This is a genomic window from Neisseria polysaccharea, from assembly GCF_963392925.1.
In the GTDB taxonomy this organism is placed as follows: domain Bacteria; phylum Pseudomonadota; class Gammaproteobacteria; order Burkholderiales; family Neisseriaceae; genus Neisseria; species Neisseria polysaccharea.
This window is the reverse complement of sequence record NZ_CAUJNZ010000014.1, coordinates 1-14,355: the sequence shown is the minus strand read 5'-3', so window position 1 is coordinate 14,355 and position 14,355 is coordinate 1. Positions and strand designations below refer to the sequence as shown.

Genomic DNA, 14,355 nt, shown 5'->3' with positions numbered 1-14,355 from the left:
TTTGTTCCCCCTATTTTTTATTTTCCGAGATTGTTTTTTCCATCACTTCCGCCAGTGCATCTAAATCGGCAAACAGCCGGGTTGTGCGCTTGTCGCCGAATGTGGCAAATACTTTGTTGCTGAATTCCTGCGCGTTTTCTGTTAAAGGTGCGGCATGGGCTTTGCCTTTTTCGGTCAGCGACAGCAACCGTTCGCGCCGGTCCTGTTCGCCTTCCTGCCATTCAATCAACCCTTGTCCGGCAAGGGTTTTGCATACGCCTGAAACGGTCTGTTTGGGCAGACTCCACTCTTCGCCGATATGCTTTTGCGTGCGGCTGCCTTCGGTTGCCAGGGTATAAAGTACGGCAAAGAGGTTGTAATTCAGATCCTGCTGCCCGATCCATTTGTCGAAGACATTGCAAATCAGGTTGATACGGGTTCCAAGTTAGTCGAGTTGGTTCATAATTGGTCTCGATATTGACTAAATTTGCGCGGATTATGGTCATAATCGGGACTAATCTCAAGCGTGGGGCGATAAAAATGCCGTCTGAAAATATTTCAGACGGCATATTGTTTGGAAAGGGAAGTCAGTGTTCTGCCAGTTTCAGGTAAACGCCGGAAACGTCCTGTTCACCGTAGCCGGCTCCGACTGCTTTGCGGTAGCTGGCAGCAACGGTTTCGACGGCGGGCAGGGTGTTGCCTGCCTGTTCAAGCTCTTTGACGGCGAGGTTGAGGTCTTTGGAGGCGTGTTTGAGGGCGAAGGCGGGAGGAAACTCGCGGTTTGCCCATAGTGATTTTTTGGTTTGGAACATGGGCGAGTCCATTGCCGAGCCGCCGATGGCTTCGACGATGGTGTCGGTATCGATGCCGAACTGCCGCGCCATCAGCATCGCTTCGCTGTACGCTTCGCCGAAAATGCCTAAGAGCGAGTTCAAAACGAGTTTCGCGCCCGAGCCTTTGCCCACTTCGCCGAAGTGGAAGGTTTTTTTGCCGACAAGGGAAAACACTTTCTGCAGCGGGTTTAAAACGGCTTCGCTGCCGCCGAACAGGATCAGCAGCGTGCCGTTGGTGGCGGGTCCGACCGATCCGGAAACGGGTGCTTCGGCAAACTGTCCGCCGGCAGATTCGACAAGTTCTTTGACGGCAAGGTTTTCGGTTGGTGAGATGGTGCTCATGTTGACGATGATTTTGCCGGCCAATCCGTCGCGGACTCCGTTCAGGATGTCGCACACGGCGGCATAGTCGGAAACCATCAGGAAAATGACGGGATAGTCGCGGACGAGTTCGGCGGTGCTGCCGTAAATTTTTGCGCCTTTGGCGGAGATGGGGGCAGTTTTGTCGGGCGAGCGGTTGTATACGCCGACTTCGATGCCGCCGTTCAAGAGCCGCGTTACCATAGGTAGCCCCATTTGCCCCAAGCCTATCCAGCCGATTTGTGCGTATGTTTCTGCGGACATAGTGTTTCTCCTTTGTTGGGGTGTTGTGATGCCGTCTGAAGGCTTCCTGCGCTTCAGACGGCCTGTTTGGGGATTATGCGGTCAGCGTGCCTTTGGTGGACGGGGTTTGCCCTGCCATCCTCGGGTCGTGTTCGACTGCCATACGCAGGGCGCGCCCGAAGGCTTTGAATACGGTTTCCGCCTGATGGTGGGCGTTTTTGCCGCTGAGGTTGTCGATGTGCAGGGTCATCATACTGTGGTTGACGATGCCGTGGAAAAATTCTTCAAACAAATCGACATCGAATTTTCCAATCAGGGCGCGGGTAAATTCGATGTTGTACACGAGTCCGGGGCGGCCGGATAGGTCGATGACGACGCGGCTGAGGGCTTCGTCGAGCGGGACGTAGGAATGTCCGTAACGGCGGATGCCTTTTTTGTCGCCGAGTGCCTGCCGGAGTGCCTGTCCGAGTGTGATGCCGATGTCTTCGACGGTGTGGTGGTCGTCGATGTGCAGGTCGCCTTTGCAGCTGATGTCGATGTCGATCATGCCGTGGCGGGCGATTTGGTCGATCATGTGTTCGAGGAAGGGTACGCCGGTATCCAGCCTGCTTTTGCCGCTGCCGTCGAGGTTGATGGAGACGGTAATTTGGGTTTCGCAGGTATTGCGGTTGACGGTAACGGCGCGGCAGCCGGCAGCAGATGCGGTTTCGGCAATTTGGATTTCGGCAGTTCCGGTGCTTTCTACGGCGGTTTCGGGAACAGTGCGTTCGCTGTGTTTTCTGTCGAGCCAGCCTTTGGGTTTGCCGGTGTGTTTTTCGAGTTTTGCCATCAGGCTGGGACGGATGCCGCGTGCGTCGGGGTCTTCTGCCTGCTTTTCAAGGCGTTGTTTGAGTTTGTAAAGTGAGACGGGGGTGCGGTAGCCGCAGAGTTTGGCGAGCTTGGACAGCGAACCTGCTTCTTGGGCGAGGGTCAGGAAGTTGTGCAGTTGGCGTTGTGTTTTAGTCAAATTCATAGGAAATCCGTTGGTTGGCAGTAAAGTTGGCGGATGACGTTGAGAACGGCATCGTTTTGTGCGGGGCTGCCTACGGTAATACGCAGGCAGTGTTCCAAAAGCGGGTGCGAGCCGTGCAGTTTTTTGACGAGGATGCGGTTTTGTTTGAATGTGTCAAACAACAAATCGGCATCGGGTACGCGTATGGTAATGAAGTTTGCCTGACTTGGAAAGGCGTTCAGACGGCATATTTTGCCCAATTCGGCGAACATCCGTTCGCGTTCGTTTTTCAGGCTGTCGATGTTGGCAGAGATGATGCCGTAGTGTTGCAGGGCGAGTTTGGCGGTGGTCAGGCTCAGTTGGTTCATATTGTAGGGCGGCAGGATTTTTTGCAGTTCGCCGATGACTTCGGGACAGCCTGCCGCATAGCCGATACGCAGTCCGGCAAAACCGATTTTGCTGACGGTACGCATGACGATGAGGTTGGGAATGCTGCCTGCCTGCGGCAGGAAGCTGTCGCCGTTGAATGCGCCGTAGGCTTCGTCGATGACGACGATGCCGTCTGAAGCTTCGATGACGGCTTCGATTTCGGCACGCGTGAAACATACGCCGGTGGGGTTGTTGGGGTAGGCGATAAAGGTCAGGGCAGGGCGGTGCTTCCTGACGGCTTCGAGGACGGTGGGCAGGTTGAGGGTGAAATCTCCGTTCAGTGGAACGCCGACATAATCCATGCCGTACAGCGCGGCGTTGTGGCGATACATGACGAAACTGGGTTCGGCTGCCAACATTGCCGCGCCCGGTTTGGCGGTCAGCATCGTGATGAACTGTATCAGCTCGTCCGAGCCGTTGCCCAGCGCGATGTCGGCGGACTCGGGAATGTCGAACGCCGAACGTAATGCTTCCTGTAAACCGCTGCCGGAGGGATTGGGGTAAAGATGGATGGGCGCGGCGGCAAGCCGTGCCTGCCATTCCTGCAACAGCGTTTCATGTCCGGCAAAAGGGTGGACGGGACTTTCCATCGAATCGAGTTTGGCAAAATCCGACGGGACATCGGTGATTTTGTATGCGGACATGGCGAGGATGTCGTCGCGGATGAAGGAGCGGACGGATTTCATCGTGTTTCCTTAATGGTTGGAATATGCCTGTACGCCGTTCCGGCATTATTTCATACGGAACTCTGCCGCGCGGGCGTGGGCGGTCAGGCTTTCGCCGTGTGCCAGCACGCTGGCGGTTTCGCCTAATTTTTGCGCGCCCTGTTCCGAAACCTGAATCAGGCTGGAGCGTTTTTGGAAATCATATGTCCCCAAAGGCGAGGAAAAGCGGGCGGTTCGGCTGGTGGGCAACACATGGTTTGGGCCGGCGCAGTAGTCGCCGAGGCTTTCGCCGGTGTAGCGTCCCATGAAAATCGCACCGGCGTGGCGGATTTTTTTCGCCCATTCCTGCGGGTTTTCGACTGACAGTTCCAAGTGTTCGGGGGAAATGTAGTTGGCGATTTCGCAGGCTTCGTCCAAGTCTTTGGCGAGTATCATCGCGCCCCTGTTGCCGAGCGAGGCTTCGATGATGTCGCGGCGCGGCATAGTTTCAATCAGGCGGTTCATGGCGGCTTCTACTTCGTCGAGATACGCTTGCGACGTGCCGATTAAGATGGCTTGGGCAATTTCGTCGTGTTCGGCCTGGCTGAACAAATCCATCGCCACCCAATCGGCAGGTGTCGTGCCGTCGGCGATGACCAGGATTTCAGACGGCCCCGCCACCATGTCGATGCCGACCACGCCGAACACGCGGCGTTTGGCGGCGGCGACGAAGGCGTTGCCCGGACCGGTGATTTTATCGACTTGGGGGATGGTTTCCGTGCCGTAGGCGAGGGCGGCAACCGCCTGCGCGCCGCCGACGGTGAAGACTTTGGTTACGCCGGCGACGTATGCGGCGGCAAGCACGATGTCGTTGCGTTCACCTTTCGGTGTCGGCACGACCATAATAATTTCTTTCACACCTGCGACGTGGGCGGGCATGGCGTTCATGATGACGGAACTCGGATATGCCGCCTTGCCGCCGGGGACGTAAATGCCGACGCGGTCAAGCGGTGTGATTTGTTGTCCCAGCAGCGTGCCGTCTTCATCGGTGTAGCTCCACGATTCCATTTTTTGGCGTTGATGGTAGCTTTCGACACGGCGGGCGGCGGTCTGCAATGCCGTCTGAATGTCGTTCGGAATGCGCTCGAACGCCGCGTTCAAATCGGCTTGCGTGAGTATTAAATCATCGATGCTTTTAGCGTTTGTCTGATCGAATTTGTTGGTGTATTCAATCAGAGCCGCATCGCCGCGCTTTTGCACGTCGGCGCAAATGTCGGCGACGATGCGTTCGGTTTCGGGGTTTTGCGCGGTTTCAAAAGCCAGCAGGGCTTTGAGTCCGGCTTGGAAATCGGGCGATTGGGTGTTGAGTTTTTTCATGATTTGGGATTCTCCTTTGTTATTTTGGGACTTGGAGTCGTCTGAAGCGTCTCTTGCTCGGTTTTGGGTCTGATATACGCTTTTTCTCCCCCGCTACCAAACTTCAATTCGGGCAGGCATTTTTGTTGCAGACCGAGTTTGGCTAATACCTCTTCGCTACGAGAGGTAGTACGGAAACGGTAACGGGGTTGTTTTCTGCCGTTTTTGTTTTCCTCAGTCATTGTTTCAAAACCGTCCACTTCGTACGCACTGACAACAGCGTTTTGCAGACCGGTGTGAACGCCGATAACGTATTTCACTTTTGAAGCAACATCTTTACCGATAACCCAGTTGCCCAACGTACGCGATTTGAGGTTGGCATCGTCTTGGTTGTCGAAAAGGTAGTCTAATTCTTCGTCAGTATCTAAATCGAAAGCATTGTGGATTTTGATGGCGAGAATCAGCCCGTCGGGGTTAATCTCGTTAAGTGGGAGAGAAGAGAATCCAAAGCGGCGATCTAGTTCTTCTACGCTAATACCACCCGGACCATGCCCGGCAATTTTATTTTTGAGTTTTTTACCCAAGACAGATTTAACAAAATGAATTAAGGCAGATTCGGCGGCGAGTGCTTCGACTTCAGTCAGATGATAGCTGATGATATAGCGACCGAGTTTCTTGCATTTGGAGATGGCTTTGAGTTTCTGATCGATAATCTCGCCGGAGACTGGGTCTTGTGAACGACTAGCAACCCATTCATGCTCGAAGATACGATTACCGCAGCCTTTGCCGATGTAGAGGATTTTGTCTTTTTTCAGGTCGGTCAGACAATAGACATAAAATCGACGCTCGCCGTTATTCAAAACGGAAAGGGTTGAATCTGAGAATTTTTTTATTTTTGCAACCATTTTAACTTCTCCTATACAGTTTACTGCCGATGATATTTTCAGACGACCTGTCGGCGGGAACGGATAGGGTCGTCTGAAAACGCATCTTTATTCAAATGAATGCTCACTTCGCCTTCACTGCGCCGCCGAACGCCTGAATAATCGGCTCCAGCAGCGCGTATTTCGTTTTCAAAGCAGCCTTGTTGACCACCAGGCGGCTGGAAATGTCGACGATGTGTTCGACTGCCTCCAAGCCGTTTGCCTTCAAGGTGTTGCCCGTCGAAACCAAGTCCACAATCGCATCGCTCAAGCCGACCAGCGGCGCAAGTTCCATCGAGCCGTACAGTTTGATAATGTCCACATGGACACCCTTGCCGGCAAAATGAGATGCCGCGATTTCAGGATACTTTGTGGCAATCTTCAGACGGCATCCGGGTTGCGAAGCTGCTTCGTAATCAAACCCTTTACGCACAGCAACCATCATGCGGCACTTGGCAATCTCCAAATCCAAAGGCCGGTAAAGCCCGGTGCCGCCGTGTTCGATCAGCACGTCTTTGCCCGCAATGCCGAAGTCCGCCGCACCGTAGCGGACATAAGTCGGCACATCGGTTGCGCGGACAATGATAAGGCGGATATTTTCATGGTTCGTCCCGATAATCAGCTTGCGCGATTTTTCGGACTCTTCAGTCGGAACAATGCCGGCAGCGGCAAGCAGCGGCAGCGTCTCCTCAAAAATGCGCCCCTTGGATAAGGCGATGGTCAAAGCATTATCCTGCATGGTGTGGATGTCCTTTGTCGGTTGAAACAATAATGCCGTCTGAACAGGCATCGGCGGTTCAGACGGCATACGGTTTTATCAGAGCAGGGTTCTCACATCGGCAGCAATCGTTTCCGGCTCGCTTCCGTAAGGCGAGAAAATGGCAACCTCACCGTTTTTGTCGATGAGATACGCACCGGAAGAGTGGTCGACCAAATAGTTTTCGCCGTCTTCTTTTTGATTGACTTTGGCAGAAACCACGCGGTATTGCTGTTTGATGACCGGCAGGCTTTGACCGCCCGTTGCCGTCAGACCGATAAAGTCCGGATTGAACTGTTTGGCATACTTGCCGATGATTTCAGGCGTGTCGCGTTCCGGATCGATGCTCACAAACACAACCTTCACGTCCTTAGCCTGCCCACCCAACTGCTTCAACGTGTCGCTGTACGTCAAAAGCTCTGTCGGGCAGACATCGGGACAGTGCGTATAGCCGAAAGACAGAATCACGACCTTGCCTTTCAAATCGCTCAGGCTGAAAGGCTTGCCTTCGCCGTCGGTCAACGTGAAATTGCCGCCGATGTCTTCCTTACGCATATCCGTACCGCGCGTTTGCGGCTTTGCCGCATTTTCCGCAGCCGGCGCGGATGCACTTGAAGAAGCGGCTTGCGCCGCACTGTTGTCTTGAGGTTTGCAGGCGGCAAGCGCGGCAAGTGCGAAAACGCCCAGCAAAAAGGAACGCGGTACAGAAAACATGACAATCTCCCAAGAATAAATAGAAAAACCTGATTCGTACGGAATTTGAATATTTCCATCTTAACGCGTTTGGCAGATTTAATGTAGTATTTTTTACGTTGTCTGTACGGCAGGAATTGCCGAATCATACAGAATGCTTTTGAGCGGAAAGAACAGTAAGATTAAAATAATAAAAATTCTATTTAAAATCAAAAATAAAATAAAAACAGATAAAATAATTTCAAAAAAAGGTTTACAGAATCTCAAAAGCCATTATAATGACGGCTTCTTCACCAGCCCAGGTGGCGAAATTGGTAGACGCAGGGGACTCAAAATCCCCCGCCGCAAGGTGTGTCGGTTCGAGTCCGACCCTGGGCACCACAACCGCTTTTAGAGCGGTTATTTTTTTGTCTATTGCAGTCCAACGCCGTAAACCAAAGCCAGGAAAGACAAGGCTTTCCGCTGGTTTAGTGCCTGCGTATCATCTAATCCCGTCTAATATGTTCTAATTGAGTTAACCTAAAATTTACGGTATTTTTTACGGTATCTGAAAAATACCTCGGAAAAATACCGTAAAAATGAAGCTGAACGACCGACAAATCAAAAACGCCAAGCCCGCCGAAAAACCGTATAAGCTGAATGACGGCAAAGGTTTGTATCTGTATGTCAATACGAGCGGTGGGAAGTTATGGCGGTTTGACTTTTCGCATAACGGCAAACGTAAAACGCTTTCAATCGGCAAATATCCGACCGTATCACTGGTGGAAGCCCGCCAAACCGCTGAAAATGCCCGCCGCTTGCTTGCAGCGGGGCAAGATCCCGGCGAAGCCAAGCAGCAGGAAAAGCGTGAACGGCAAGCCACTGTCAGTAACACATTTCGGAGCATTGCCGCCGAATGGCACAAACACCGTGAAACAGGATTGACGGGCAATCATGCCGCCCGTGTATGGGATAGTTTAGAAAAGGACGTTTTCCCCATGCTTGGCGGTTTGCCTGTCAGTGAAATCAAAGTCAGCCAAGTAAAAGAAGTGATTGAAGCGGTAGCGGCAAGAGGAGCACTTGAAACGGCAGGGCGGATATTGCAGCGTATCAAGGCTGTTTTCACTTATGCCATACGGACGGAGCGGGCAGAGAATAATCCCGCCGTACCTTTGGTAGGTTTAATTAAAGCACCAAAGCAGAAACACCAGCCCGCATTACCGCAATCCGAGCTGACCGAGTTTTACCGCCGTTTGATGTTGGAACAAGCCGAACGGCAAACAAAAATAGCCATGCAGTTAATCATGCTGACTTTTGTCAGGAATGGAGAGCTTAGGGCGGCGGAATGGGTGGAATTTGATTTAAACGGGGCAGAATGGAGCATACCTGCCGCCAAGATGAAGATGAAAGCCCCGCATATCGTCCCCCTTGCTGATTGGACGCTTGAGCTTTTGGCAGAACTAAAGGAAATAACAGGGCATAGCCGCTATTTATTCCCATCGGTAAAAGATCCTGACAAGCACATGAGTGAAAACACCCTGTCTTACTTAATGGGCAGAATGGGCTACAAGGGCATAGCAACACCGCACGGCTTTAGAAGCCTAGCCACAGATGTTTTGAATGAGAACGGCTTTGACAGCGATGTGATAGAGCGACAGCTTGCCCATGTGGAACAAAACAAAGTCAGGGCGGCATACCACAGAACGGAATATATCCCACAGCGTAAAGAGCTTATGCAATGGTATAGTGATTTTTTGCGGGAGCGATACCGCCAAGCGGAAAAAGAGCTTGCAGGAGATACCGCCAAGCCGTAGGAAATGAGGGGAGACCGTCCAAGATGCAGGACGGTTTTTTTTTGGCTTTCTGAAAATCCCTATATAGGAATACCATACCCTTAGTTGTTACGTTGTTACCGAGAAAAAGTTATATAAATAAATATATGAAATAAAATAATAAAAATACAAAAAATCGGTAACAAGTGCGGTAGCAAATCGTAACAAGTGGTAACAACTGCCCCGCATTTTCGGCTTTTCCCCTGTCTTGGCAGTGGGAGAGTAGCGGAATGAAAAGCTAAAACGCACGGAAATGCGCCAAATTTGAGTAGGAATGGCGGTTAAACCGCTTGGATATATCTCACGGACATAGGCAGACGGCAAAATACGCTAAAAACGCAAATTTGAGCCATTGGAAGCGATTGATTAAAAAACAGGCAGATTAACCGCTGGTGTTTCAGACGGCGCAAATTCAGAAATTGCAGTGCATAAAAAAGGCGGCTTGCCTTTCGTGTATCCACGACGTGGCACGGGCAAAAAACAGGGCTGGGCAGAGAGAGCCTATATAAAACCCTATCAGGTAAAAGCAAGCCGTGTTTTGATACGGTAATCAAAATAACGCGGGCATTGGGTTTAAATCTGAACCTTGCCGCCCCGCATATCGCATAGCCGATTGTATAGGGTTAATCCCAAACCGCGCAGAGCCGCCGAAATAAGGCGGCTTTTTCATACAGTGCAGAAACTGACTGATAAAGACAAGCGGGGCGGGTAATTTCAAGACCAATACGCGCGCGCGTGAAAGCCATACGGCAGTTTTTGCAAGTCTATAAAAAGGGAGGGCAAAACGCGCGTTATACAAAATTATTGACCGCATTAATAATTAGCTTTACGGTGTATAATACTGAATAACGAGTAACAACGCGAAAGAATGCAATGCCGCATGACCCCTTATATTTCCCCCGTTCAGAGTTGGCGGAAATCATCGCCAAAAGCCTGTATGGAGGCATAACACACGCCTTTACGCTGTTTGCGCCGCGAAGAATGGGCAAAACACAGTTTCTTTTGAAAGACATCAAGCCCACGGCAGAGGCGGCGGGCTTCAATGTCTTTTATTTCTCATTCATGGACAGTACCGCGCCCACTGTTGACTTTCAGGCGGCATTATTGCGCTTTGCCGAAAGTATCAAGACGGGCGGAAAGGTGCAAAACCTGATTGGGCAAATCAGCAAAATAGAAATTATGGGCAGCGGCATAGAGAGACGGACGGAGCGGCAGCAGGCGGAATTGCGGCTGTCCGACATCATCGCCGACATTGCAGGGGGCAGCCGCCCCAGCCTGTTGCTGTTGGACGAAATACAGGAACTGGCACGGCAACCTGATACGGGCGGCTTGATACGCAGCTTGCGTACAGGCTTGGACATACACCAGCAGCAGGTAAAAACCATATTCACGGGCAGCAGCACAAACGGTTTACGCGCCATGTTCAATGACATCAAAGCCCCGTTTTTCCATTTCGCCCACGCCTTAGACTTTCCAACGCTTGGACGGGAATTTACCGATTTTCTTGCTGGTGTGTATCAGGAGAGGACGGGCAGGGGGTTAGACGGCGGCGAACTGTACCGCGCATTTGAACGGTTGAACAAAACGCCCCTTTATATGCGCGCCATGCTGCAGGACATGATAATTAACCCCGATTTAAGCATAGATCAGGCTGAAAGCATAAGGTTGGAGGAAATGCACAAACACGCAGACACCGCCGCGCAATGGCGGCATTTGAGCCTGATAGAACAGTTGATTTTATCGGAGTTGGCAAACGGGCAGACCGCGATATATTCCGCGCAAACGCGCCAAGCCCTAGCCCGTGTAATCGGTGTGGACGATATAGGCACAAGCACGGTGCAAAACAATATCCGCAAATTAGAGCGTAAAGACCTGATAACCAGAGACGGTGCAAACCGTTTGCAGATAAACAGCCCGATTTTAAAGACTTGGATTTTAGAGAATGTGGAGCGGTAGAGGAGTGGGATAGATGGGCAAGCCTTACGGTTGGGATTTTTGCGAAGAAGCAAACGACGCAATACAAGAGGCGATACGGGAAGACAACGAGAGGAGAGACAAGGAGGATATTTATTATCCTGAATGGATATTCCCAATTGAAGAAGCGCAAAGCTACTGCTTGAAAAATAATCTTGCCTTTTGTTTTTACCGCTATAACCCGTGGAGACTGGAAGGCGGCAGCGATTTTTTCATGATACAGGAAAGGGCATTGGCCATTTTGCACCGCTACCGCCTATGTGGAACTTTTGCAGAGCTGAATAGAGCCGCCATCTGTTTAGAGAACGCCTTTATTATGGCAGACGGCATTATTTCAACAAGTATAGATTTTTGGGAAACATTCGAGAAGTACGAACAGCGAAAAACCATCTTATCGGCAAGCCACGACAAATCAAAACATTACTTTAACGCGGACGGCATTTTTGAAACCAACCGACCGCCAGAGGAAATCAAGCCCTGTTTCTTTGCGCTTCAGGCTTTGATGTTTATCGGGGAAATTGCCAACAGCGAAGCAGGATTGAATGAGGAGTGGAATCATTACAGCCTATCTGTTACCAATGCCGCTGCTGCTGCTGAATTTGTCTGTATTGCCGAAATTTTGGCAAACAATGCCGATAAAGCGGAGCTTATAAAGACAGAGATAGGACGCAACGCCGCCAACGCACGACACGCAAAAGGCAGAGAGAAAAAAGCCGAGGCACAGCGGCTTTGGTTGGAAGAATTGAAAAAGGAGAAACCGAGAAGCAAGAGCAAATTTGCAAAAGACCTAAACCCAAAAATAAACATAGAGGCAGAAACCATTAAAAAATGGCTGACAGGCTTACCAAACAAACCGAAAAAAGACGAGGACGACAGCCTACCGTTTTAACCGCCTCAAAAAATATACCCTATGCACGCAGAAGATACATTCTGCAAGCATAGGGTATTCTTTTTGCTTAAACTTTTTGGAACAATCCCCCCATCATCCAACCCATACCGACAGGAGAGAAAGCAAATGGCACAAACCGTATTGAGAGCAAACCAAGTAGCCGAAAGAATCGGCGTATCCCGTTCTACCGTTTGGAACTGGTGCAACGACAAGAGCCGCCATCACCGCCCCGATTTTCCGCGCCCGTTCAAAGTATCCGCAAACGTCGTTGGCTGGCTTTCCAGTGAGATTGACGACTATATCGGCAAACTGGCAGCCAAACGCGAAGAGCTGGCGGGTTAATTTACCGGGCAAAACAAAGCCGCCAAAACGGACATTCAGGCGGCGGAAAGGGGAAACCAACGATGAAGCATGATTGTATCAACGACAAGCCCAAAACACCAAACCAAAGACAGCGCATTTTAGCCCGATTGAGGCAAGGCAGCGTTACCTCATGGGAGCTTACCCAAATGGGGATACTTGGCTACAACACGCGCATTATGGAGCTTCGCCAAGCGGGGCATAACATCGTTACCACAATGGAGGAAATCCAAAACCAATTTGGTGAAACCGTGAAGCGCGGGCGGTTTTCGCTGGTGTCTGAAAGGCATGACGCATGACCCCGAAACAAGAGCATTTCGCCCGTCTGTATGTGGAAACGGGCAATGCAAGCGAAGCATACCGCCAAGCCTACAACGCCGAAAACATGAAGCCCGAAACGGTAACGAACGAGGCTTATAAGCTGCTTCAATCCCCTGATATTTCCGCGATGGTGGACGACCTCAAGGCAGAGGCGCGGCAACGGCACAGGGTAACGGTGGACGATTTATTGCACGAACTGGAGCAGGCACGGGCGGCGGCACTGGCAGCCCCCACGCCGCAAAGCAGCGCGGCGGTATCGGCAACGATGGGCAAGGCAAAAATGCTTGGCTTGCTGGTGGACAGGGCAGAAATCAAGGCAGAGGCGGAAATACAGGAAAAGCCGCAAAGCCGTATTGAAGCTGTTGACGATTCACTCACAGAGGAAGAGAGGCAGGCAATTTTAGATTTAGCCGTTAAAACGTGCAGCGGTAAATGGGACGCGGTAACCCTTGCAGACTTAGCCGCCGTTACGGGCAAAGACCCTGACAAGGTTTATTTTGCCGTTTGCCTTATTACGGCACTGGACGAAATAACACGTTGACCGTCCGGCACGGCACGGCAACGCGGTATAACGCTATTTAATAGGCAATGGAATCAGCGGCTTGTAAAAATGCCGTCTGAAAAGTATTTACAAATCGGGATTGAGGAACTAGATTTTAGTTTCTCTCTAAATTAATCAGCCGAAATTCCGCACGGCTTGCGGGATTTTTTTATCGCCATTTCCCCTATGCTGTTTGCAGTCTGTTCAAGGCTTCAGACGGCATATCCAAGTCAATGGCGGTGTGTGGTAGCGGCAACGCCCACGCCTGACTGATTACAGGAGAGAGCACCGCCCCCTTTTCGGGCATTTCTCAAATCTCAAATTAATCAGGAGCATTCCAAATGCAAAGCAATTTTTCTCAAGCAGTACCATCAACCCAAACTCAAAACATTCAAGCCATTCACACACAAGCGCAAAGCTATTGTGCCATCGTTCACGAGCCTACCGCCTACCATTACGACGCTGACGCATATTCATGCACCGCCCGCCGTCTGGGGATTTACCCCACACGCGCCGCCGCCGTTTCCGCCTGTCTGTCCTTTATCGCCGCCATTGCGGGCGACGACTTCAAAGCATGGGCAAGCTATCAAGTAGTCCCCGCTGTCTGACCCTTTAAAACCCATCAAAACCTAAACCGACATGCCGCCTATTTTTAGGCAGCAGGGGCAAACTCAAACCTATGTTTTAGATAACACATTGATTTATATATGTTTGATGTTTCGGGTTTATGCTTATTCCAAACATTGGCACAGGAGAAAAAGCCATGAGACAAGACAACAGACCGCGCAGAACGCCATACGCAGGGGCGGCGGTTTTCCTGATTTTCGGTTTTGCCTTTGCGGGCATGACGCACCACGCCCCCGAAAACCACGCGGCGGATATTCCGCCCCCTGTTGAGACGCAGCCGCAAACACCCGCGATATGGGAGACCGACCCGATGGCTGGTGTTGTGTTAGAGCCTGTATCAGAGGAGGAAAAATGAAAACCATCACGGAGAAGCTGGCAAGCCAGTTAAATAGCAGGGAAAAGGCAAACGCGGCGGCAGATACATTAACCGCGCTGCTGCTGTTGGTAAACGACGGCGTAAGCCGAAAAGCCGCAATTAACGCCGTTGCCGCCATTACGCGCGAAGCAATGGACAGATACGGGGAGGCGGAAAAATGAAACCGACTTACCAAGATATCAAAGCCGCCGCGCGTTACCGCTGGCAGGAGATACACGCCGCCATCGGCATAGACCCGCGATACCTGA

The 14,355-nt window shown here is 51.3% G+C and carries 19 protein-coding genes and 1 tRNA gene; 11 read left to right on the top strand and 9 right to left on the bottom strand.

Going from position 1 to position 14,355, the window contains the following annotated elements; all coding sequences use genetic code 11:
• Positions 1-10: 10 nt before the first annotated feature.
• The 8 genes from RDY34_RS08745 to RDY34_RS08710 form a co-directional block, all read right to left on the bottom strand.
• On the bottom strand, positions 11-412 hold the full coding sequence (locus RDY34_RS08745; RefSeq protein WP_240002730.1) for a MarR family winged helix-turn-helix transcriptional regulator: 402 nt from the start codon (positions 410-412) through the stop codon (positions 11-13).
• Between the two features lie 154 nt (positions 413-566).
• Positions 567-1,436 carry an NAD(P)-dependent oxidoreductase gene (locus tag RDY34_RS08740; protein WP_025457741.1) on the bottom strand — a complete coding sequence of 290 codons (870 nt, stop codon included), beginning with the start codon at positions 1,434-1,436 and terminating at the stop codon, positions 567-569.
• A gap of 73 nt (positions 1,437-1,509) precedes the next feature.
• Positions 1,510-2,427 carry an imidazoleglycerol-phosphate dehydratase HisB gene (gene hisB / locus RDY34_RS08735; protein ID WP_170314408.1) on the bottom strand — a complete coding sequence of 306 codons (918 nt, stop codon included), beginning with the start codon at positions 2,425-2,427 and terminating at the stop codon, positions 1,510-1,512.
• Complete coding sequence (hisC, locus tag RDY34_RS08730) at positions 2,424-3,521, bottom strand: histidinol-phosphate transaminase (protein WP_025457743.1); 1,098 nt, start codon at positions 3,519-3,521, stop codon at positions 2,424-2,426. Before hisC ends, hisB begins: the two co-directional genes overlap by 4 nt.
• A 45-nt stretch (positions 3,522-3,566) precedes the next feature.
• Complete coding sequence (gene hisD / locus RDY34_RS08725; RefSeq protein ID WP_025457744.1) at positions 3,567-4,856, bottom strand: histidinol dehydrogenase; 1,290 nt, start codon at positions 4,854-4,856, stop codon at positions 3,567-3,569.
• On the bottom strand, positions 4,853-5,740 hold the full coding sequence (locus RDY34_RS08720) for an LEM-3-like GIY-YIG domain-containing protein (protein WP_025457745.1): 888 nt from the start codon (positions 5,738-5,740) through the stop codon (positions 4,853-4,855). The genes hisD and RDY34_RS08720 overlap by 4 nt, the downstream gene beginning before the upstream one ends.
• A gap of 103 nt (positions 5,741-5,843) precedes the next feature.
• The gene (hisG, locus tag RDY34_RS08715) at positions 5,844-6,497 is read right to left on the bottom strand and encodes an ATP phosphoribosyltransferase (RefSeq protein WP_308073777.1); all 654 of its coding nucleotides are present in this window, start codon (positions 6,495-6,497) and stop codon (positions 5,844-5,846) included.
• A gap of 78 nt (positions 6,498-6,575) precedes the next feature.
• Positions 6,576-7,229, bottom strand: coding sequence for an SCO family protein (locus RDY34_RS08710; RefSeq protein ID WP_308073769.1), 654 nt, complete (start codon positions 7,227-7,229; stop codon positions 6,576-6,578).
• A 275-nt stretch (positions 7,230-7,504) separates the two neighbouring features.
• On the opposite strand from RDY34_RS08710, the gene RDY34_RS08705 reads away from it, so the two are divergent.
• From RDY34_RS08705 to RDY34_RS08675, 8 genes are all read left to right on the top strand, one after another.
• Positions 7,505-7,589, top strand: a tRNA-Leu gene (locus RDY34_RS08705).
• Between the two features lie 197 nt (positions 7,590-7,786).
• Complete coding sequence (locus tag RDY34_RS08700; protein ID WP_308074813.1) at positions 7,787-9,001, top strand: tyrosine-type recombinase/integrase; 1,215 nt, start codon at positions 7,787-7,789, stop codon at positions 8,999-9,001.
• Positions 9,002-9,505: 504 nt separating this feature from the next.
• On the top strand, positions 9,506-9,628 hold the full coding sequence (locus RDY34_RS10655) for a helix-turn-helix domain-containing transcriptional regulator (protein ID WP_372340215.1): 123 nt from the start codon (positions 9,506-9,508) through the stop codon (positions 9,626-9,628).
• 264 nt (positions 9,629-9,892) lie between these two features.
• Positions 9,893-10,975, top strand: coding sequence for an ATP-binding protein (locus tag RDY34_RS08695; protein WP_308074814.1), 1,083 nt, complete (start codon positions 9,893-9,895; stop codon positions 10,973-10,975).
• A 13-nt stretch (positions 10,976-10,988) separates the two neighbouring features.
• Entirely contained in the window at positions 10,989-11,882 is an 894-nt protein-coding gene (locus RDY34_RS08690) for a hypothetical protein (protein ID WP_115437534.1), read from the top strand.
• 126 nt (positions 11,883-12,008) lie between these two features.
• Complete coding sequence (locus tag RDY34_RS08685) at positions 12,009-12,224, top strand: helix-turn-helix transcriptional regulator (RefSeq protein ID WP_308074815.1); 216 nt, start codon at positions 12,009-12,011, stop codon at positions 12,222-12,224.
• Between the two features lie 62 nt (positions 12,225-12,286).
• Positions 12,287-12,541, top strand: coding sequence for a helix-turn-helix domain-containing protein (locus RDY34_RS08680; RefSeq protein WP_308074816.1), 255 nt, complete (start codon positions 12,287-12,289; stop codon positions 12,539-12,541).
• Entirely contained in the window at positions 12,538-13,104 is a 567-nt protein-coding gene (locus RDY34_RS08675; protein ID WP_308074818.1) for a terminase small subunit, read from the top strand. Before RDY34_RS08680 ends, RDY34_RS08675 begins: the two co-directional genes overlap by 4 nt.
• Positions 13,105-13,288: 184 nt before the next feature.
• Here RDY34_RS08675 and RDY34_RS08670 read toward each other — a convergent pair whose 3' ends face one another.
• A complete protein-coding gene (locus RDY34_RS08670; RefSeq protein WP_275068390.1) occupies positions 13,289-13,411 on the bottom strand; it encodes a hypothetical protein in 123 nt (40 codons plus the stop codon).
• Positions 13,412-13,445: 34 nt separating this feature from the next.
• Here RDY34_RS08670 and RDY34_RS08665 point away from each other — a divergent pair, with 34 nt between their 5' ends.
• From RDY34_RS08665 to RDY34_RS08655, 3 genes are all read left to right on the top strand, one after another.
• Complete coding sequence (locus tag RDY34_RS08665; RefSeq protein ID WP_308075282.1) at positions 13,446-13,712, top strand: hypothetical protein; 267 nt, start codon at positions 13,446-13,448, stop codon at positions 13,710-13,712.
• 155 nt (positions 13,713-13,867) lie between these two features.
• The gene (locus RDY34_RS08660) at positions 13,868-14,086 is read left to right on the top strand and encodes a hypothetical protein (RefSeq protein WP_308075283.1); all 219 of its coding nucleotides are present in this window, start codon (positions 13,868-13,870) and stop codon (positions 14,084-14,086) included.
• On the top strand, positions 14,083-14,268 hold the full coding sequence (locus RDY34_RS08655; RefSeq protein WP_107859975.1) for a polyribonucleotide nucleotidyltransferase: 186 nt from the start codon (positions 14,083-14,085) through the stop codon (positions 14,266-14,268). The genes RDY34_RS08660 and RDY34_RS08655 overlap by 4 nt, the downstream gene beginning before the upstream one ends.
• Positions 14,269-14,355: the final 87 nt, after the last annotated feature.